Raw genomic sequence first — 17,784 nt, forward strand, 5'->3', positions numbered from 1 at the left:
GTCCCCCTCGCCCCTGCCGTCGTCGCCTCGGTCGTCACCTCGGTCGTCAGCCGAAGACCCTACTCCTGGCCGTAGGCTCGTAAACAGTCGCGCGGAGGAGGGAACCGGAGTGCCGGTGGAGATCACCTGGTGGGGTCATGCCACCTGCACCGTCGAGGACTCGGGCCTGCGGGTGCTCACCGACCCGCTCTTCGCCGCCCGCCTCGCCCATCTGCGCCGCCGCAGAGGAGCCCTGCCGGGCCCCGGGGCCGCCGTCGCCGACCTGGTGCTGCTCTCCCATCTGCACGCCGACCATCTGCATCTGCCCTCCCTCGCGAGGATCACTCCCGGCACCCGCGTCCTGCTGCCGCGCGGCGCGCGCCGGGACGTGCCCGGCCTCGGCCGCAGGCTCTCCCACCTCCGGCTCACCGAGGTCGTGCCGGGCGACGAGGTGCGGGTCGGCGATCTCGACGTACGCGTGGTGTCGGCGCTGCACGACGGGCGGCGGCTGCCCGTCGGGCCGCGCCGCACGCCCGCGCTGGGCTTCGTGGTGAGCGGCGAGGCGCGCACATACTTCGCCGGGGACACCGGTCTGTTCGACTCGATGGCCGATGAGGTGGGTGAGGTCGACGTGGCGCTGCTGCCGGTCGGCGGCTGGGGGCCCTATCTGGGCCACGGCCATCTGGACGCGGGGCGCGCGGCCGTCGCGCTGGCCCGGCTCGCGGCGCGCAGCGCGGTGCCGGTGCACTTCGGTACGTACTGGCCGATCGGCCTCGACGCCGTGCGGCCGCATGAATTCCATGCGCCGGGCGCGGAGTTCGTGCGGCGGGCGGCGCTGCTCGCGCCCGATGCGGCGGTGCATCTGCTGGCGCACGGCGAGAGCGTGCGGCCAAAGGTCGCCAAGGGGGGATCCCAGTGATCCTCACCGCCGCGGCGCAGGTGCCGCCGGAGTCGACGCAGCAGGCGGTGGGGTATCCGTCGCTGTTCCTGCTCATCGTGCTCGGCGCGCTGGTTCCGGTGGTGCCGACCGGCGCCCTGGTCAGCTCGGCGGCCGTGGTGGCCTTCCACCAGACGGCGCCGTACTCGCTGCTCGTCGTGTTCGGGGTCGCGGCGCTGGCCGCGTTCCTCGGGGACCTCGCCCTGTACTGGCTCGGTCAGCGCGGGATGCGGTCGAAGAACGGCTCGCGGTGGCTCGCGGCGATCCGTGACCGGGCGCCGGAGGACCGGCTGGAGCAGGCGCAGAAGAAGCTCGCGGACCACGGGGTGCTGGTCCTCGTCCTGTCCCGGCTGGTGCCGGCCGGGCGGATCCCGGTGATGCTGGCGTGCCTGATGGCGAGGATGCCGCTGCGCGAGTTCGCCCGCGGCGACGTACCGGCGTGCCTCGCCTGGGCGGTGACGTACCAGCTGATCGGCATCCTCGGCGGCTCGCTCTTCAACGAGCCGTGGGAGGGCGTGGCGGTGGCGGTGGGTCTTACGGTGTTGATCAGTGTGGCGCCGACGCTCTGGCGGAAGGCGCGGGCCCGCTGACGGAGTCCCGGTCCAGGACGCGGGACGCGCCCACCGCCAGGTCCCACAGGTCCTCGCGGTCGAGCCCGGCCGCCTCCCATGCGGTACGGACACGGGTCAGCGGTTCCAGGACCGGCTCGCCGGAGAGCAGGAACGTCCCCCAGTGCATCGGCGCGAGCCGCTTCGCGCCGACTTCGGCGGCGGCCAGCACCGCCTCCTCCGGGTCGCAGTGGACGTCCTTCAGCCACCACCGGGGGTGGTACGCCCCGATCGGCAGGAGGGCGAGGTCGATTCCGGGATAGCGCGCGCCGATCCGCTCGAACCAGTGCCCATAACCCGTGTCGCCCGCGAAGTAGATCCGCTGCCCGTCGGCGTCCGTCAGCACCCAGCCGCCCCAGAGGGTGCGGCAGGTGTCGAGGAGGCTGCGCTTGGACCAGTGGTGCGCGGGCACGAAGTCGAAGCGGACCCCGCCCAGTTCACCGGCCTCCCACCAGTCGAGTTCGAGGACCCGGCTGAAGCGGCGGCGGGTGAACCAGCGGCCGAGCCCCGCGGGCACGAACACCGGGGTGTCCCTGGGCAGTCGGGCCAGCGTCGGGGCGTCCAGGTGGTCGTAGTGGTTGTGGCTGATGACGACCGCGTCGACCCTCGGCAGCGCGCTCCAGGCCACGCCCGCCGGGGTGACGCGGGCCGGGGTGCCGAGGATCTTCCGGGACCAGACGGGGTCGGTGAGGACGGTGCGGCCGCCGATCCTGATGACCCAGCTGGCGTGCCCCACCCAGGTGACGGCGACGGTGCGGGAGTCGACGCGGGGCAGCGGGCCCGGTTCGAAGGGCAGCCGCTGGATGTCGGCGAGGCCTTCGGGGGTGGGCCGCAGCGAGCCTTCGCGGGCGAACCGGGCCAGGGCGCGCAGCCCCGGCAGCGGCGCGGTCAGCCGGTCCGCGAACGACTTGGGCCACAGCCGCGCCCCGCCGGGGGTGAGCTGCCCTGCCTGCCGCGTCAGCTCTGCCTGCCGCGTCTGCCCTGCCTGCTGGGTCTGCTCTGCCTGCTGGGTCTGCTCTGCCGCCTGCGTCTGCTGCGTCTGCTGCGTCACCGAGGAGGCTCCCTTCGCTGTGCTGCGGCGCGGAGATCGTCGAAGGCCGCCCCGAACATGCTCAACGCCCGCTCCACGTGCGGCAATTCCAGCGCGTCCGGTGCGGTGAGGGACGCCAGCCGCTCCTGGTGGGTCGAGCCGAGCAGCGGGCCGGTGGACAGGCGGACCCGCAGCGCGCCCAGGTCGTCGCCGAAGCGGTGGCCGCCGGGGGCGGGCATGCCGAGCCGTTCGCCGATGAAGTCCTCCAGGTCCTGGGAGTCACCGATGCCGAGGGCGGTGAGGGCCGGCCGCAGGGGGTCCAGGTCCGCGTAGATGTGGCGGCCCGCCTGCGGGGGCCTGACGAGTACGCCCGCGCCGCGCAGGGCGCGCTGCGCGGCGGCGGACACCCGGCCGTGCAGGCTGACGGCGCGGGTCAGCCGGTCGGCCACCGGGTCCGGTTCGCCCAGTGCGTACGACGCCACGGCCGCGACCGGCGCCGCGAGGAGCGCGCCGAGTGCGGTGAGGACGTCGAGGGTGCGGGCCCGCAGGGCGGCGCCGCGTGCGGTGGGCGGGAAGCGGGCCACGGCCGCGGGCCAGCCGGGCGGCAGGAACGCCCCCGAGAGGTCGCTGAGGACCGTCACCCGGTCGGGGGCCATCTCGGCGGGGCTGATGAGGACGGTGTCGTGCGGCCGGTGCAGGGTGTCGCGCCAGGTCTCGTCGCTGACGATGTGCAGGCCCTCGTCAGAGGCGGCCTCCACGGTCTCGTGCAGGACTTCCGGGGGCGGGACCGTTGCGGTCGGGTCGTCGGCCACGGAGAGCATGAGGAGGCGGGGGGTGCCGCCTTCGTCGCGGATCCGGCGGACGGTCTCCAGGAGGGCGTACGGATCGGGCACGCCGCCGCTCTCGGCGGGCGTCGGCACGTGGTACACCGCGCGGCCCAGCAGCCTGGCCTGCGGGGCCCACCAGGCGGGGCAGGGGCGGGGCAGCAGGACGTCGCCCGTGCCGAGGGCGGCGGTGAGGGCGAGCAGGAGGGGCGGGGCGCCGGGGGCGGCGGCGACGTGCGCGCGCTCCGCCGCGAGGCCGCGGCGGGTCCAGTAGCCGGCCGCGGCGTCCGCGAGGGCGGGGCCGCCGCCGGGGGGTTCGGCGCGGGCGAGGGACGCTGCGGCGGCGAGGACGGCGGAGAACTCGGGCAGCACCGGAAGCCCCGCCTCCGGCAACGGCGGCCCGTACCGCACGGGCCCGTGCCCTTCCCCTACGCTCCGCATCCCCCCATGAGACCGCGCGGCCCCACGCCACGCCCGGCGACGGGCTCCGGCCGGGTGAGTCGTCCCGTGTCGTTCCCTGCCGTCCCCTGCCGTTCCCTGCCGTCCCGCGTCGTTCCGCGTCGTTCCGCGTTTCAGCCGTGCGGCGTGTGCGGCCGCTCCCCGGCCAGCCCCATCAGCCCCCGCTCGACCCCCCGCCCCCGCGTCCGCACCAGACCCGCCGCCACCTCCGCCACCCGGCGGTTCGAGCGCTGGGAGATGGTGCGCAGGACGGAGAACGCCTCCTCCGGGTCGCAGTCGAGGACGTGCATCACGATGCCGCAGGCCTGGTCCACCACGGGACGTGTCCGCAGCGCCTCGCCCAGCTGGTCCACCTCGCTCAGCGCCGCGCGATAGCGGCGGTCCCGGACGAGCCCCGCCGTGGCGAGGTCGCCGAGCGCCTGCGCGGGCCCGTTCCAGGCGTCGGCCAGGACGCCGGGCCGGAAGCTGAACAGGCTCAGCGTCACGGTGAGCCCCGACCGCTGGAAGGGCAGCGTCACGCTCGCGCGTACGCCGGAGTCCAGTGCGAGCGCCCGGTACTCGGGCCACCGCTCCTCCCGCAACAGGTCACCGGAGTCCACCGGAGCCCCGCGTTCCTGTGCGGCCGGAATAGGTCCTTCGCCGGACCGCAACTGGACGGCGACCAGTCCTGCGAGGTCGGGATGGGTCACCGCGCGGGGCTGCTCGGCGCCGCCGCCCGCGACCGTCGCACCCGCACCGCAGCAACCCGCCGTACAGCGAACGGCCTGCTCGGCGAGTTCCGAGAGCCTGCGCCCCGGCAGCGCGGATTCCGGCCCTTCCAGTTCCGTTTCGGGCAGGAGGGACATGACGCATTCCTCCTCTCCCCTTCTCGCCTGCCCGCCCGCTCCTCCGGAAAACCGCCCCAGCGGCTACGTTCGACGCATGGGCCAGACGGATGAGTTCGACGAGGAGCTCGCGGACTTCGTGCGCCGCATCAGCGAGTTGAAGACGGCACGTTCCGTTCCCGCCGGCGACCTCGGCACGGTCCTCGACGCGGCGATCTTCGAACTCGACCATGTGGCCGAACAGTTGAGGCCCGCGTACGAGCGGCTCGCGGCCGACGGGCACCTCGGCGGACGCTCCGGCGACCGGGACGAACAGCGGCTGCTGCGGGCGATCTTCCAGCGGCTGCCGCTGCCCGTCGCCCTGGTCGACCGGGAGTCCGTGGTCCGCCGGATGAACTTCGCGGCGACCGGATTCACCGGCGTACGCGCGGGTTACGCGACCGGCAGACCGCTGACCGGATTCCTGCTGCACGCCGACCGTGTCGCGTTCCGTTCGCAGACGGCGGCGGTCGCGCGCGGCGAGGGCGACCGGAGCCTCACCGTGCACCTCCAGCGGGCCCCGCACGCCCCGGTCCGCGCGACGCTCACCGCGCTGCGCCCCGGCACCGAACCGCGCACCGCGGTCCTTGTGGTGCTGCAGCCGCAGCCGCACCGCATGGAGGCGCGGCCTCCGGAGCGGGAGACGCCGGGCCCCGATCTGCGCGAGGCGACCCGGCACGCGACCCTGTTCGACCTGGCGGACGCCATGACGTGCACGCTGCTCCAGACGCCCGCCGGGGACCGTACGGCGGTCCTGGAGCGGGCCGCCGCCGTACTGCACGGGCGGTTCGCCGACTGGGTGATCGCCGATGACGGGGCCGCGCGCCAGCGGCGTACCGCCGTGGCGGGGCCCGCCGAAGGACCCGTCGACGACATCCGCGCCCAGGCGCCCGCCGCGTGCCCGCTCGTGGTCGAGGCGGCATGCGGCGGCGCGCCGGTCCTCCAGGTCAGACCCGAGGACCCGGACGCCTTCGGCAAGGACGCGTCCGGCGCCTCCGTCCTCGTCCGCGCGCAGGTCACGTCACTGCTGTGCGTACCGCTCTGCGCGCGTGCCGACGGACCGGTGGAGGCCGTCCTCACGCTCTTCAGGAGCGGTCCGCGGCTCGCGTTCTCGATGGCGGAGGCGCAGGCCGTCGATGTGATGTCCCGTCATATCGCCCTCGCGTTACGGCGGTCACGGTGAGGGACGGTTCACGCCGCGTCCCGCAGCACCTGGTCGCGCAGTCGGTCGCAGCACCTGCTGATGAGCCGTGAGACATGCATCTGGGAGATGCCGAGCCGTTCGGCGATGCGGCTCTGCGTCATGTCGCCGAAGAACCGCATGTAGAGGATGTCGCGTTCGCGCTCCGGCAGCGCCGCGATGCGCGGTTTGACGGACTCCCGGTCGATGACCACGTCGAGGGCGGGGTCGGGTCCGCCGAGCGCGTCCCGCAGCGCGTATCCGTCCTCGCTGCCGGGCAGTTCGGCGTCCAGGGAGAGCGCGGTGAAGCTGTCGAGCGCCTCGAGCCCCGTGGCCGTGTCCTCCTCGGAGAGCTGTGCGCGCTCGGCGATCTCGGCGACGGTGGGCGCCCGGCCGGGAGTGGTCTGGGTCAGGTCCTGCTGGGCGAACCGCACGCGGTTGCGCAGGTCCTGTACCCGGCGCGGCACATGGAGGGTCCACATGTGGTCGCGGAAGTGCCGTTTGATCTCGCCGGTGACGGTCGGCACGGCGTAGCTCTCGAAGGCGCAGCCGCGCTCGGGGTCGTACCGGTCGACGGCCTTGACCAGACCGAGGGCCGCGACCTGGCGCAGGTCGTCGAGGGTCTCGCCACGGTTGCGGAACCGGCCGGCGAGCCGCTCGGCCATGGGCAGCCAGGCCTTGACCACTTCCTGGCGCAGCGCGTCGCGTTCGGGTCCGTGCGGCAGCGCGGTGAGCCTGCGGAAGGCGCCCGCCGTGTCGGGGGCGTCGTCGTGCGGGTGGCCCTTCCCGTGCGGTGTGTCGGATCGCATGATGCGTCGCAACTCCCTTGTCGGTGCCTTGACTTGAAGAGTCACCGTGGGATGCGCGCAGCCGCGTCGGGGCACACCCGGGGCGCGCGAGCCGCTCCCACGGACGTGCCTCAGGTCCGAAGCACTGTGAGGGGTCGCCTGCCCACTGCCCCGGCGGCCAAACAAGTGCGAGCGGTGCCCCGCGGGAGTGGGGCACCGCCCCTGCCGCGTCACAGTGCGCGGCGTACGGCGTCCGCCTCGTCGACATCGGAGACGTGTCCGATGTGCTTGACGGGCGGCAACAGCCATTCCTCGTACCGGCCCAGCGCCAGGACGATGCCCAGCATCAGCACCGGGATGAACACAGCGAGAACCGCCATGACCTCTGCCTCCCAGCATGCCCGTGGGGGGTGTGGTCGGGCGGGTCTCCCCACTCGCGCCGGGCAAACCCGCATGGACCGGCCGGACCTGGGTACTGCGGCGGCACGACGCATCGACGCACAGACACGTACGGAAGGGCTGCTCGCCATGGCTGGTTTCGTCAGGGACGTCATGACACCGGGCGTCGTCGCGGTACGGCCCGACGCATCGCTGGTGGAGGCCGCGCAGGTGATGCGCGCCCAGGACATCGGGCATGTCCTGGTGGCGACGGACGGTCAGACACTGCTCGGAGTGCTCACCGACCGCGACATCGCGCTGCGCGCCGTCGCCGACGGGGCGGATCCGCTCACGGTCAGCGCGCATGCCGTGTGCACGACCAACCCGGTGGTGGTCGCGCCGGACGACGCGGTGTCGGCCGCGGTGCGGCTGATGCGGGAGAACGCGGTGCGCAGGCTGCCGGTGGTGGAGGACGGACTGCCGGTGGGGATGGTGTTCCTGGGGGATCTGCCGGCCGCCGTCTGACTCCCGGCCGGGCGGGGTGGCGGCCCGGCCCGGAAGGGGTGCGGGTCCGGTTGCACGGTAGTGCAGGGGGGAGCGACCGGACCCGCGGCGCGGGTCCGGCCCGACGCGGTACGCCGGGCCGGATCGCCGGGGGTCCGTCACGGTCGTGTCTTTGGGGCGGGCTGTACGGACCCTCGGACGGCGACCGGCCCAGCCGACGACAGGCGAAACGATAAATCAGTACGGACACGATCACGATCCGCTGAGCGCAACCGTTGTCCGCATAACGCAGCCCTCCGCTGTCCGGACCACGACAGCCCCTCCGGACCGGCGCGCGGGCTCACTTCCGCAGCGTCTGCGACGGCAGTTCACCGAACCGGGCCCGGTACTGCTCGGCGAACCTGCCCAGATGGCTGAATCCCCACCGGTGCGCCACGTCGCTCACGTTCAGCGCGCCCGGTTCCGCCGCCCGCAGCTCGTCGTGCACCCGGTTCAGCCGTACGTCCCGTACGTACGCCATCGGTGACATCCCCACGTACCGGCGGAACGCCTCCTGGAGCCAGCGCACACCGACCCGCGCCTCGGCGGCGAGCCCCGCGGGCGTGAACGGATGGTCGGGGCGCTGCTGCACGGCGTCCATCGCACGTTTCACCGGTGCCGGGCGCAACTTCTGTGCGGGGGCGGCGAGTTCGTCGCGCAGGGGATGGTCGGCGGCGAGCAGCACGCCGTTCAGGACGGCCTCCCGCAGCGGCGCGGCGACCAGCGGCGAGGCGAAGAGTGTCTCCGGGTCCTCGCGCAGGTCCCGGACGACCGTCGTGACGAGCCGCGCCCAGCTGCGGCCGGGACCGCGGGTGGTGTCGAGCGCGGGCGCGAGGGTCAGCGGGGCGCGGAAGGACCGGCCAAGGAGCTGCTCCAGGCGGTGTTCGAGGACCTCGCGGTCCATCTTCACCGCGAGGATCCGGCAGTCGCCGGTCCACCGTTCCACCACCGTGTCGCCGACGGGCTGGAAGACCCCGGCCCGCTCCGGCGTCGCGACGACGCCCGGCGCGCGGCCCTGGCGGTAGTGCATCCGGCCGCCGAGCAGCAGGTTGACGTGGTACGCGCCGAGTTCGCCGAGCCGCATCCGTATGTCGGCGCCGCAGCTCAGCTCCCCCACGGTGAGCGGACCGAGCCGGCCGACGTCGAACTCGGCCCGGAAGGCGTCCGGTCCGTCGATGACGTCCATGAAGTTGCTGTAGAACGTGGCGCCGATGATCTCCCGCGCCTCGTCCACGTCCCCGGTCCTGAAGGACATCCGCTGCGGCTCCGCGCTCGCCCACGGCCCGTCCGTGCCCACCTGCGCCCCCGCCAGCCCAAAGCCCGGCCCCCACGGCCCGGCCACGGGGGCGCAGAGAACGCTCTCTGCCTCAAGTGCGCAGCGTACGGCGTGATATCGGTTACCGAGAAGGCGGCCGTAGCGTCACACCTCGCGCCCCAGCAGGCTCAGGAGCTTGGTCTGTACGCTGGCGTCCGCGGGCGGTTCCACGGCAGGGGCGAAGAGGCCGCTCTTCTCCAGGTCCGCGGCGTACGGCGTGATCTCGCGCACGGAGAAGGCGACGAGGTCCTCCGGCAGCGTCTCGTCCGCGCCGATCGCCCGGGACAGGTCCCAGGCGTGCACGACGAGGTCGCAGATCATCTGCCCGCAGTAGAAGACGGCGGAGGTGTCGCCGAAGGAGAGATGGACGGTGCGGTCCAGGGCGCCCGGTTCGCCGAACGCCCTGCGGGACGCCTCGGCCGCGGTGTCCCAGGAGGCGACCGGGTCGGGGCCGAGCATGTCGCCGTCGAAGGAGTCCCCGACGGAGGCGATGGTGGCACCGTCGCGGACCAGCGAGGGCACCCACAGCTGCTCGGCGGTGAGGTGGTTGACCAGGTCGCGCACGGACCATTCGGTGCACGGCGTCGGCGCGTCCCACTGGTCGGCGCGGATCTCGTGCACACGGTCGGTGAACAGGTCCAGGGCGGCGGAGTGCCGGTCGGCGAGCGGATGTGCGTCCTTGCCGGAGGTGTCAGCCATACCCGCCATTGTCCTCCTGGGAGCCGCGGACGCTACCGCGCGCGACCGGGGCGGACCGCTACCGCTTGCGCTCCACCCGCCGCTCGTCCCACACCGGCTCCGGCGTCTCGCGGACCAGGCCGTCGCTGCCGAAGACCAGATAGCGGTCGAAGGAGCGGGCGAACCAGCGGTCGTGGGTGACCGCGAGGACCGTTCCCTCGTACGCCTCGAGGCCCTCCTGGAGCGCCTCGGCCGATTCGAGGTCGAGGTTGTCGGTGGGCTCGTCGAGCAGCAGCGCGGTGGAGCCCTCCAGCTCCAGGAGCAGGATCTGGAAGCGGGCCTGCTGGCCGCCGGAGAGCCGCTCGAAGCGCTGCTCCGCCTGCCCCGTCAGCTCGTACCGGCGCAGCCGTGACATGGCCGGCCCCTTGTCCTGGGCGTGTTCGCGCCACAGGATGTCGAGGAGCGTACGGCCGAAGAGCTCGGGGTGGGCGTGGGTCTGCGCGAAGTGTCCTGCCACCACGCGCGCGCCGAGCTTCCAGTCGCCGGTGTGCGCGACGTCGCCGCCCGCGAGCAGGCGCAGGAAGTGCGACTTCCCCGAGCCGTTCGAGCCGAGCACGGCGACCCGCTCGCCGTAGAAGACCTCCAGGTCGAAGGGTTTCATCAGGCCGGTCAGCTCCAGGCCCTTGCAGGTGATCGCCCGGATGCCGGTGCGCCCGCCGTGCAGCCGCATGGTGATGTCCTGCTCGCGCGGCGGCTCGGGCGGCGGTCCCGCCTCCTCGAACTTGCGCAGCCTGGTCTGCGCGGCGGCGTACCGCGATGCCATCTCATGGCTGACGGCCGCGGCCTGGCGCAGGTTGAGGACCAGCTTCTTCAGCTGGGCGTGCTTCTCGTCCCAGCGCCTGCGCAGCTCCTCGAAGCGGGCGAAGCGCTCGCGGCGCGCCTCGTGGAAGGTGGCGAAGCCGCCGCCGTGCACCCAGGCGTCGGCGCCCGCGGGGCCCGGCTCGACGCTGACGATCTTCTCTGCGGCGCGGGCGAGCAGCTCCCGGTCGTGCGAGACGAACAGGACGGTCTTGCGGGTCTCCTTGAGCTTCTCCTCCAGCCAGCGCTTGCCCGGTACGTCGAGGTAGTTGTCCGGCTCGTCGAGGAGCAGCACCTCGTCGCCGCCGCGCAGCAGGGCCTCCAGGACGAGGCGTTTCTGCTCGCCTCCGGAGAGCGTGCGCACCTCGCGGAACTGCGCCTTGTCGTACGGGACGCCGAGCGCGGCCGTGGTGCACATGTCCCAGAGGGTCTCGGCCTCGTAGCCCTGGACCTCCGCCCAGTCGGCGAGGGCCTGCGCGTACTGGAGCTGGGCGGCTTCGTCGTCGACGGTCATGATCGCGTGCTCGGCGACGTCGACGGCCTTCGCGGCCTCGCGGATCCGGGGCGACGAGACGGAGACGAGCAGCTCGCGCACGGTCGTCTCGTCCCGCACCGACCCCACGAACTGCGGCATCACGCCGAGCCCGCCGCTGACGGTGACCGAGCCGCCGTGCGGCTGGAGCTCGCCGGAGATCAGCCGGAGCAGGGTGGTCTTGCCCGCCCCGTTCGCCCCGACGAGCGCGACGATGGCGCCCTCGCCCACGCGGAAGGAGACATCACCGAGCAGCGCCCGCCCGTCCGGCAGGTAGTACTCGATGTGCGCGGCCTCTAGATGTCCCATGGTCACGCATTGTCAGCGGCGCGGCTCGGGGAGGGCAAATCAATTCCCCTTCGCCCACATAGTGATACGCTTATCTCATTATTCGACATGGCGGCGTACTGTTCGATCACCGCGGCAAGCGGCAGCGAACGTGAAGGAGTTCCCGTCATGCCGGAGGAGACCGCCGTCTACACGCACGGACATCACGAGTCCGTGCTGCGTTCCCACACCTGGCGTACGGTCGCCAACTCGGCGGCCTACCTCGCCGGTTCGCTCAAGCCGCACATGCGGGTCCTGGACATCGGCTGTGGCCCCGGCACCATCACGGCCGACCTGGCGGCGCTGGTCCCCGACGGGCATGTCACGGGTGTCGACCGGGCGCCCGCCATCCTGGACCAGGCCCGTGCGACGGCCGCCGGGCGCGGCCTGGAGAATGTCGGGTTCGAGGTGGCGGACGTCCATGAACTGCCGTACCCGGACGACTCGTTCTGTGTCGTCCACGCCCATCAGGTGCTCCAGCACGTGGGCGATCCGGTGCGGGCCCTGAGCGAGATGCGGCGGGTCTGCAAGCCGGGCGGTTTCGTCGCCGCGCGGGACGCGGACTACGCGGCGATGACCTGGTTCCCCCAATCCCCGTTCCTGGACGGCTGGTTGGACCTGTACCGGAAGGTCGCCCAGGCCAACGGCGGCGAGCCGGACGCGGGACGGCGCCTCAAGTCCTGGGCCCTGGCGGCCGGTTTCACCGACATCACCACGACCGCGGGCACCTGGTGCTACTCGACGGAGGACGAGCGCGCCTGGTGGAGCGGCCTGTGGGCGGACCGCACGGTCGCCTCGTCGTACGCCGACCGCGCGGTGGAGGGCGGGCACGCCGACGCCGCGGGGCTGCGGGCGATCGCCGACGCGTGGCGGGAGTGGGGCACGCGGGAGGACGGCTGGTTCACGGTGCTGCACGGGGAGATCCTCTGCCGGAAGTGAGGCGCGGACGGGCGCGCGGTGCCGCGTAGGACGGCCCGTCGGGGATACCCGGACGGCAGGAGGTAGACACTATGGTTCCCATCCTGCTCGTCCTGCTGCTGGCCCTGCTCCTCTTCGGCGCGGGGTTCGCGGTGAAGATCCTCTGGTGGATCGCCCTCGCCGTGGTCGTCATCTGGCTGCTCGGCTTCCTGATGCGCAGTACGACGGTGAGCGGGACGCGGTCCCGCTGGTACCGGTGGTAGCCGAGCCGCACTGGTCAGGGGGTTTCTCTCAGGATTCGCAGGGGTGCTGACAACACCCGGGGAGGGGGGCTCGCGGGCGTGTCCCGCGAGCCCCCCTCCGCAAGGATCTGGGGGTGAGGGTCCAAGGTCCGGCCGAACCGAGCGAGGCACACCATGGCGTACGACACCCGTCCAGAGCATCCGGAGCGCACCGGGCGGCGCGCGCGTCCGCTGCCGGTCGCCCGGTCGCGCGGCGGCACCGCCTCCGCTCCCCCGCCCGTGCACGCTGCCTTCGCGCTGTGGATCACCGCGGTCGCGGCGGGCGTCTTCGAGACGGTGCTCGCGGTGGGCGGGCTGATCGCGGACGGTGACACCACCGCCGGGGAGATCGCGGGCGGGCTGCTGCCGCGGATGGCCGTGTTCTCCGCGGCCGTGCTGGTGGCCGTACAGCTGCGGCGCGGCAGGAACTGGGCGCGGTGGGCGCTGGCGGTGGGGCTCGGCGTGTTCGGCACGCTGTCCCTGGTCGTCGGGGTCGTCGGGGTCGTCGGGGTCGTCGGGCCCGTGCGGTGGCCGGCCGACGGGCACTCCCTCGGCGACGCCGTCCGGGACCTGGGCGCGGTGGACGTCCTGTTCGGGGCGAGCCGCGTGCTGCATCTGTGCGCCGTGCTGGGGGCGGTGGCCCTGATGTTCCGGCCGGCGGCCACCGCCTGGTTCAGGGCGCCGTCCCCGGCACGCTGACCGGAATCAGCGCACCGCGGCCTGTTCGACGAGCAGCCGGCCCGCCGCCGCGATGGACTGCGCGTCGATGCCCGCCGCGTGCAGCTGCTCGGCGGGCGTCGCCGACCCCGGCATGGTGCGCACCGCGAGCCGGACCAGGCGCGGCACCGGGCCCCCGTCGCAGAACGCGTCGAGGACCGCGTCGCCGAGGCCGCCCTCGGGGCGGTGGTCCTCGACGGTGAGCAGGCAGCCGGTGCGGGCGGCGGCCTCGCGCAGGGTGGCGCGGTCGACGGGTTTGACGGAGTACAGGTCGATGACGCGCGCCTGGATCCCCGCGCGGTCCATGAGTTCGGCGGCGGCCAGCGCCTCGTGCACGGTGGCCCCCGCCGCGACGACCGTGAGCCGGTCGGCGTCGGACGAGCGCAGGACCTTGCAGCCGCCGACGGGGAACTCCTCTCCGGGCCCGTAGATGACGGGCGTGTCCCCACGGGTCGTACGCAAGTACCGCACGCCGTCGAGGTCGGCCATCGTCGCGACGAGCCGTCCCGTCTGGTGGGCGTCGCACGGGTAGAGGACCGTCGAACCGTGCACCGCGCGGAACAGCGCCAGGTCCTCCAGGCCCATCTGGGAGGGGCCGTCCTGTCCGATGGCGACGCCCGCGTGCGAGCCGACGAGGTTGATCCCGCTGCCGCTGACCGCCGCCATGCGGATGAAGTCATGGGCGCGGGTGAGGAACGCGGCGAACGTCGCGGCGTACGGGACCCAGCCGCGCGCCGCCAACCCGACCGCCGCGGCGACGAGTTGCTGCTCGGCGATGTAGCACTCGAAGAAGCGGTCGGGGTATTCCTTGGCGAAGTACTCGGTCCGCGTCGAGTCGTCCACCTCGCCGTCCAGGGCGACGACGTCGCCGCGCGCGGCGCCGAGCGCGGCGAGCGCCTGGCCGTAGGCGGTACGGGTGGCGACCCTCGTCCCGGTCTCGTGGCGGGGCAGTTCGGGGCGGCCGGTCCTGGTCGCGTGCAGGGTCCGCGCGGCGGCGGGTTTGCGGACCTCGATCCGTACGCCGGACTCGCCGCCGAGTTCCGCGATCGCCGCGTCGGCGTCCGGCAGCGGTTTGCCGTGCAGCCCCTCGCGGTTCTCGACGGCGGCGACTCCCTTGCCCTTGACGGTGTGGGCGAGCACGGCCGTGGGCTGCCGGGTGGTGGAGCGGGCCTCCCGCAGGGCGCGGTCGACGGCGTCCAGGTCGTGCCCCTCGACCTCGGTCACATGCCAGCCGAAGGCGTCCAGGCGGCGGGCGTAGGCGTCCAGCCGCCACTGGTGGCGGGTGGGGCCGCGCTGGCCGAGTCGGTTGACGTCGACGACGAGCGTCAGGTTGTCCAGGTGCTCGTGTCCCGCGTGCTCGGCGGCCTCCCAGACGGAGCCCTCCGCCATCTCGCTGTCGCCGCACAACACCCAGACCCGGTAGGGGATCCGGTCGAGCCGCTTGCCGGAGAGGGCCATGCCGACGCCGATCGGCAGCCCCTGGCCGAGCGACCCGGTGGCGACCTCCACCCAGGGCAGCCCGCGCGGCGTCGGATGGCCCTCCAGACGGCTCTCTCGGGTACGGAAGGTCAGCAGCTCGGCGTCGGTGAGCGCGCCGGCCGCCTTGTACGCCGCGTACAGGAGGGGCGAGGCGTGTCCCTTGGAGAGGATGAAGCGGTCGTTGCCGGGGTGGTCGGGCCGGTCGAAGTCGTAGTGCAGATGCCGGGCCATGAGCACCGCCATCAGATCGGCGGCGGACATCGAGGAGGTGGGGTGGCCGGACCCGGCGGCGGCCGCCGCCCGGACCGAGTCGACGCGCAACTGCCGGGCGAGTCCGTCGAGTTCACTGCTGGTCATGCCGGTCCTCCTTCTTCTCGCGGCTGTCGTGCTCGTCGCGGCCGATGTCGTGTGGCACCCGCGCCAGCTCCGGTGACGCCGTGTCCAGCGGCACCGACCAGGAGCGGACCAGGCCCAACTGGACGGCCTGGCGCGGCAGCAGCGCGTCCAGGAGCCAGTCGGCCGCCACGCGGACGCGGTTACCGGGCATCGCCGCCAGGTGGTAGCCGCGGGTGACGGCACCGGCGAGCGGCCCGGAGAGCGGGATGCCGAGGGGGTTGGCGGCGGCCTGCGCGCCGCCAAGGTCGACGGTGAAGCCGAGGTCGCGGTGGCCGTAGGGGGCGCGGTCGGTGAGGCCGAGGGACGCGGCGACGTTGCGGCCCGCCGTGGCGCCCTGCCGCCAGGCGTGCTGGGCGGTCATCGGGGTGAACTCGCCGGGGCGGTGCGCGTCGGGCACGGCGGCCGCGTCCCCGCACGCGAACACCTCGGGATGTCCCGGCACGTTGAGGTATGGGTCGACGCGCAGCCGCCCGCGCTCCAGCGGCCTGCCGAGGTCGGCGACGAGCGGGTCGGGGCGCACACCGACGCACCAGATCAGCGTACGGGTGTCGATGAACTCTCCGTCGTCCAGGAGGACTCCGTCCCGTGTCGCCTCCTTCACGGAGGTGCCGGTGCGCAGGTCGACGCCGCGCCGCCGGAGCACCGTGCCGGCGGTCCTCGACAGCCGCCGGTCCAGCTCGGGCAGGACGCGGTCGGCGATGTCGAGCAGCAGCCAGCGGGGGCGCATGCCCTTCCGCGGCGGCTGCCGTCCGCCGGCCAGCGCGTCGGTGAACAGCGTGCCCTGCGCGGCGAGTTCGACCCCGGTGTAGCCCGCTCCGACGACCACGAAGGTGCAGCGCGACCGGCAGGTGGCGGGGTCGTCTCCGGCGGCGGCGAGCTCCATCTGGCGGGTGAGGTGGTCGCGCAGGTACAGCGCCTCAGGGATGCCGCGGAAGCCGTGCGCGTGCTCGGCGACTCCCGGTACGGGCAGGAGTTTGTTGACGCTGCCGACGCTCACCACGAGCCGGTCGTACGCCAACTCGCCGCGGCCTTCCTCGGGATCGGTGTACGTCACGGTGTGTCCCTCCAGGTCGACGCCGTCCGCCTCGCCGAGCACGAGCCGTACGTGGCGCAGGGTGCCGGAGAGGGAGACGGTGACCCGGCGCGGTTCGAGGACTCCGGCGGCCACCTGGGGCAGCAGCGGAAGATAGAGGAAGTAGTCGGTGGGGTTGAGCACGGTGATGTCGGCCCGGTTCCGGGCCTGCCGGGACAGGGTGCGCGCGGCGCGGTAGCCGGCGAAACCGGCTCCGATGATCACGATGCGGGGTCGGCTCACGTCTCGCCTCCTGCGGGGTGGCGGGCGGTCGCGGGCCGGGAGCTCCCGGCCCGTGGGACCTCCCGCGTGCCCCGGCGCGCCGCCGCCCAAACTCCGCGCCGCCTCGGGGCAGGCCCCGGAACGCACCCCGTTTGCCCGTGCCGCGCGGGGATACCCGTACCGCCCCCGCACACCGAACGGCCGCCCGCCGTCCGCATCCCCCACGGCAGCCACGCGACCCAGGACGGTACCGATGAAGGACTCCGTGCCGATCGAACGACCCGTCATGTCCGCCTACACCGTGCCCGCGGACGCCCCGGAGGCGGACGGCACATTCGCCTGGGACACCACGACGATCGTGATCGTCGAGGTCACGGCGGGCGACGCGACCGGGACGGGCTGGACCTATGCCCCCGCGGCCGTCGTCGCCCTCATCGACGAGCAACTCACCCCGGCCGTCACGGGGTTGGATGCCCTGGACATCCCGGCGGCGCACGAGGCGATGGTGCGTGCGGTGCGCGACACCGGCCGTCCCGGCGCCGCCTCGTGCGCCCTCTCGGCGGTCGACATCGCCCTGTGGGACCTCAAGGCGCGACTCCTCGAACTCCCGCTGGTACGGCTCCTGGGCGCGGCCCGCGACGAGGTCCCCGTCTACGGGAGCGGCGGATTCACGACGTACCACGACACGCATCTGGCGGCCCAGCTGAACGGCTGGGTGCACGGCCAGCACATCCCGCGCGTGAAGATCAAGGTCGGCGAGAGCCGCGGCCGGGCGGCGGCCCGCGACGTGGCACGGGTCCGCACCGCGCGCCAAGTGATCGGATCGCAGGCCGAGTTGTACGTGGACGCGAACGGCGGCTACACCCGCAAGCAGGCGGTGCGGGTGGGCCGGGTGCTCGCCGAGCACGGGGTCGGCTGGTTCGAGGAGCCGGTGCCCTCCGACGATCTGCTGGGCCTCGCGCTGATCAGGGACGCGCTGCCGTGCGATGTGACGGCGGGCGAGTACGGGTGCGATCTGCCGTACTTCGCGCGCCTCGCCCCGGCCGTCGACTGCCTCCAGGTGGACGCGACGCGCTGCGGCGGGCTCACCGAGTGGCTGCGCGCGGCGGCCCTCGCGCAGGGCCACGGCCTGGAGGTCTCGGCCCACGGCGCCCCGCACGCCCATGCCGCGGCGGCCGCCTGCGTACCGAATCTGCGGCACATCGAGTGGTGCCACGACCATGTGCGGATCGAGTCGATGTTCTTCGACGGAGCGCTCGACCCGACGGGCGGCACGGTGCGGCCGGAGGGCGGTGTCGGGCACGGTCTGGAGCTGCGGCACTCGGAGGACGTGGAGGGGTTCCGGGTCGGGTGAGGGAAGTCGATGGAAACGATCACCCGCGCGGGCCCGGCCAACTAGG

Annotated in this window: 18 protein-coding genes; 8 read left to right on the forward strand and 10 right to left on the reverse strand. The window is 73.5% G+C overall.

The features are described 5' to 3' along the window. Positions 1-109: 109 nt before the first annotated feature. Both ACIBKX_RS10655 and ACIBKX_RS10660 read left to right on the forward strand, forming a co-directional pair. Positions 110-898 (forward strand): MBL fold metallo-hydrolase, encoded by a 789-nt coding sequence (locus ACIBKX_RS10655; protein WP_363273915.1) that lies wholly within the window; start codon positions 110-112, stop codon positions 896-898. Then, positions 895-1,506, forward strand: a complete 612-nt coding sequence (locus ACIBKX_RS10660) for a VTT domain-containing protein (protein WP_363273916.1) — start codon at positions 895-897, stop codon at positions 1,504-1,506. The genes ACIBKX_RS10655 and ACIBKX_RS10660 overlap by 4 nt, the downstream gene beginning before the upstream one ends. Here ACIBKX_RS10660 and ACIBKX_RS10665 read toward each other — a convergent pair. The 3 genes from ACIBKX_RS10665 to ACIBKX_RS10675 all read right to left on the reverse strand — a co-directional run bounded on the left by ACIBKX_RS10665 (position 1,463) and on the right by ACIBKX_RS10675 (position 4,682). Continuing rightward, positions 1,463-2,485, reverse strand: a complete 1,023-nt coding sequence (locus ACIBKX_RS10665; RefSeq protein WP_399375738.1) for an MBL fold metallo-hydrolase — start codon at positions 2,483-2,485, stop codon at positions 1,463-1,465. The genes ACIBKX_RS10660 and ACIBKX_RS10665 overlap by 44 nt on opposite strands. 86 nt (positions 2,486-2,571) lie before the next feature. Continuing rightward, positions 2,572-3,819, reverse strand: a complete 1,248-nt coding sequence (locus ACIBKX_RS10670) for an aminotransferase class I/II-fold pyridoxal phosphate-dependent enzyme (protein WP_363273918.1) — start codon at positions 3,817-3,819, stop codon at positions 2,572-2,574. Between the two features lie 131 nt (positions 3,820-3,950). Next, positions 3,951-4,682: an ANTAR domain-containing protein gene (locus ACIBKX_RS10675; protein WP_363273919.1), complete on the reverse strand. Its 732-nt coding sequence runs from the start codon at positions 4,680-4,682 to the stop codon at positions 3,951-3,953. A 76-nt stretch (positions 4,683-4,758) separates the two neighbouring features. Between ACIBKX_RS10675 and ACIBKX_RS10680 the strand changes: the two genes are divergently transcribed. Beyond that, on the forward strand, positions 4,759-5,883 hold the full coding sequence (locus tag ACIBKX_RS10680) for a PAS domain-containing protein (RefSeq protein ID WP_363273921.1): 1,125 nt from the start codon (positions 4,759-4,761) through the stop codon (positions 5,881-5,883). 8 nt (positions 5,884-5,891) lie between these two features. Here ACIBKX_RS10680 and ACIBKX_RS10685 read toward each other — a convergent pair whose 3' ends face one another. Next, positions 5,892-6,689 (reverse strand): RNA polymerase sigma factor SigF, encoded by a 798-nt coding sequence (locus tag ACIBKX_RS10685; protein ID WP_363273922.1) that lies wholly within the window; start codon positions 6,687-6,689, stop codon positions 5,892-5,894. A 209-nt stretch (positions 6,690-6,898) separates the two neighbouring features. Then, positions 6,899-7,048, reverse strand: coding sequence for a hypothetical protein (locus tag ACIBKX_RS10690; RefSeq protein ID WP_363273923.1), 150 nt, complete (start codon positions 7,046-7,048; stop codon positions 6,899-6,901). Positions 7,049-7,196: 148 nt separating this feature from the next. Between ACIBKX_RS10690 and ACIBKX_RS10695 the strand changes: the two genes are divergently transcribed. Beyond that, a complete protein-coding gene (locus ACIBKX_RS10695) occupies positions 7,197-7,571 on the forward strand; it encodes a CBS domain-containing protein (RefSeq protein WP_363274034.1) in 375 nt (124 codons plus the stop codon). Between the two features lie 319 nt (positions 7,572-7,890). Here ACIBKX_RS10695 and ACIBKX_RS10700 read toward each other — a convergent pair whose 3' ends face one another. From ACIBKX_RS10700 to ACIBKX_RS10710, 3 genes are all read right to left on the reverse strand, one after another. Beyond that, positions 7,891-8,844 (reverse strand): AraC family transcriptional regulator, encoded by a 954-nt coding sequence (locus tag ACIBKX_RS10700; protein WP_363273924.1) that lies wholly within the window; start codon positions 8,842-8,844, stop codon positions 7,891-7,893. A 165-nt stretch (positions 8,845-9,009) separates the two neighbouring features. Continuing rightward, positions 9,010-9,603: a TIGR03086 family metal-binding protein gene (locus ACIBKX_RS10705; protein ID WP_363273925.1), complete on the reverse strand. Its 594-nt coding sequence runs from the start codon at positions 9,601-9,603 to the stop codon at positions 9,010-9,012. 58 nt (positions 9,604-9,661) lie between these two features. Then, the gene (locus ACIBKX_RS10710) at positions 9,662-11,281 is read right to left on the reverse strand and encodes an ATP-binding cassette domain-containing protein (RefSeq protein WP_363273927.1); all 1,620 of its coding nucleotides are present in this window, start codon (positions 11,279-11,281) and stop codon (positions 9,662-9,664) included. Positions 11,282-11,428: 147 nt separating this feature from the next. Here ACIBKX_RS10710 and ACIBKX_RS10715 point away from each other — a divergent pair, with 147 nt between their 5' ends. The 3 genes from ACIBKX_RS10715 (at position 11,429) to ACIBKX_RS10725 (ending at position 13,197) form a co-directional block, all read left to right on the forward strand. Continuing rightward, positions 11,429-12,238 (forward strand): methyltransferase domain-containing protein, encoded by an 810-nt coding sequence (locus tag ACIBKX_RS10715; protein WP_363273928.1) that lies wholly within the window; start codon positions 11,429-11,431, stop codon positions 12,236-12,238. Between the two features lie 71 nt (positions 12,239-12,309). Beyond that, positions 12,310-12,480 (forward strand): hydrophobic protein, encoded by a 171-nt coding sequence (locus ACIBKX_RS10720; RefSeq protein ID WP_363273929.1) that lies wholly within the window; start codon positions 12,310-12,312, stop codon positions 12,478-12,480. A gap of 153 nt (positions 12,481-12,633) precedes the next feature. Next, a complete protein-coding gene (locus tag ACIBKX_RS10725; protein WP_363273930.1) occupies positions 12,634-13,197 on the forward strand; it encodes a hypothetical protein in 564 nt (187 codons plus the stop codon). A gap of 6 nt (positions 13,198-13,203) precedes the next feature. Here ACIBKX_RS10725 and ACIBKX_RS10730 read toward each other — a convergent pair whose 3' ends face one another. Beyond that, positions 13,204-15,051 (reverse strand): transketolase, encoded by a 1,848-nt coding sequence (locus tag ACIBKX_RS10730; protein WP_363273932.1) that lies wholly within the window; start codon positions 15,049-15,051, stop codon positions 13,204-13,206. Then, complete coding sequence (locus ACIBKX_RS10735) at positions 15,038-16,405, reverse strand: NAD(P)/FAD-dependent oxidoreductase (RefSeq protein ID WP_363273934.1); 1,368 nt, start codon at positions 16,403-16,405, stop codon at positions 15,038-15,040. Before ACIBKX_RS10735 ends, ACIBKX_RS10730 begins: the two co-directional genes overlap by 14 nt. Positions 16,406-16,649: 244 nt before the next feature. On the opposite strand from ACIBKX_RS10735, the gene ACIBKX_RS10740 reads away from it, so the two are divergent. Continuing rightward, on the forward strand, positions 16,650-17,738 hold the full coding sequence (locus ACIBKX_RS10740; protein ID WP_363273935.1) for an enolase C-terminal domain-like protein: 1,089 nt from the start codon (positions 16,650-16,652) through the stop codon (positions 17,736-17,738). The last annotated feature ends 46 nt before the right edge of the window (positions 17,739-17,784 follow it).

Origin of the sequence: Streptomyces sp. NPDC050658 (genome assembly GCF_044457025.1) — a bacterium.
GTDB lineage: Bacteria > Actinomycetota > Actinomycetes > Streptomycetales > Streptomycetaceae > Streptomyces.

Excerpts from the sequence above, each read along its gene's own strand:
- ACIBKX_RS10670 (WP_363273918.1), bottom strand. The coding sequence starts at position 3,819 with ATGCGGAGCGTAGGGGAAGGGCACGGGCCCGTGCGGTACGGGCCGCCG.
- ACIBKX_RS10675 (WP_363273919.1), bottom strand. The coding sequence starts at position 4,682 with ATGTCCCTCCTGCCCGAAACGGAACTGGAAGGGCCGGAATCCGCGCTG.
- ACIBKX_RS10680 (WP_363273921.1), top strand. The coding sequence starts at position 4,759 with ATGGGCCAGACGGATGAGTTCGACGAGGAGCTCGCGGACTTCGTGCGC.
- ACIBKX_RS10685 (WP_363273922.1), bottom strand. The coding sequence starts at position 6,689 with ATGCGATCCGACACACCGCACGGGAAGGGCCACCCGCACGACGACGCC.
- ACIBKX_RS10690 (WP_363273923.1), bottom strand. The coding sequence starts at position 7,048 with ATGGCGGTTCTCGCTGTGTTCATCCCGGTGCTGATGCTGGGCATCGTC.
- ACIBKX_RS10695 (WP_363274034.1), top strand. The coding sequence starts at position 7,197 with ATGGCTGGTTTCGTCAGGGACGTCATGACACCGGGCGTCGTCGCGGTA.
- ACIBKX_RS10700 (WP_363273924.1), bottom strand. The coding sequence starts at position 8,844 with ATGTCCTTCAGGACCGGGGACGTGGACGAGGCGCGGGAGATCATCGGC.
- ACIBKX_RS10705 (WP_363273925.1), bottom strand. The coding sequence starts at position 9,603 with ATGGCTGACACCTCCGGCAAGGACGCACATCCGCTCGCCGACCGGCAC.
- ACIBKX_RS10710 (WP_363273927.1), bottom strand. The coding sequence starts at position 11,281 with ATGGGACATCTAGAGGCCGCGCACATCGAGTACTACCTGCCGGACGGG.
- ACIBKX_RS10715 (WP_363273928.1), top strand. The coding sequence starts at position 11,429 with ATGCCGGAGGAGACCGCCGTCTACACGCACGGACATCACGAGTCCGTG.
- ACIBKX_RS10720 (WP_363273929.1), top strand. The coding sequence starts at position 12,310 with ATGGTTCCCATCCTGCTCGTCCTGCTGCTGGCCCTGCTCCTCTTCGGC.
- ACIBKX_RS10725 (WP_363273930.1), top strand. The coding sequence starts at position 12,634 with ATGGCGTACGACACCCGTCCAGAGCATCCGGAGCGCACCGGGCGGCGC.
- ACIBKX_RS10730 (WP_363273932.1), bottom strand. The coding sequence starts at position 15,051 with ATGACCAGCAGTGAACTCGACGGACTCGCCCGGCAGTTGCGCGTCGAC.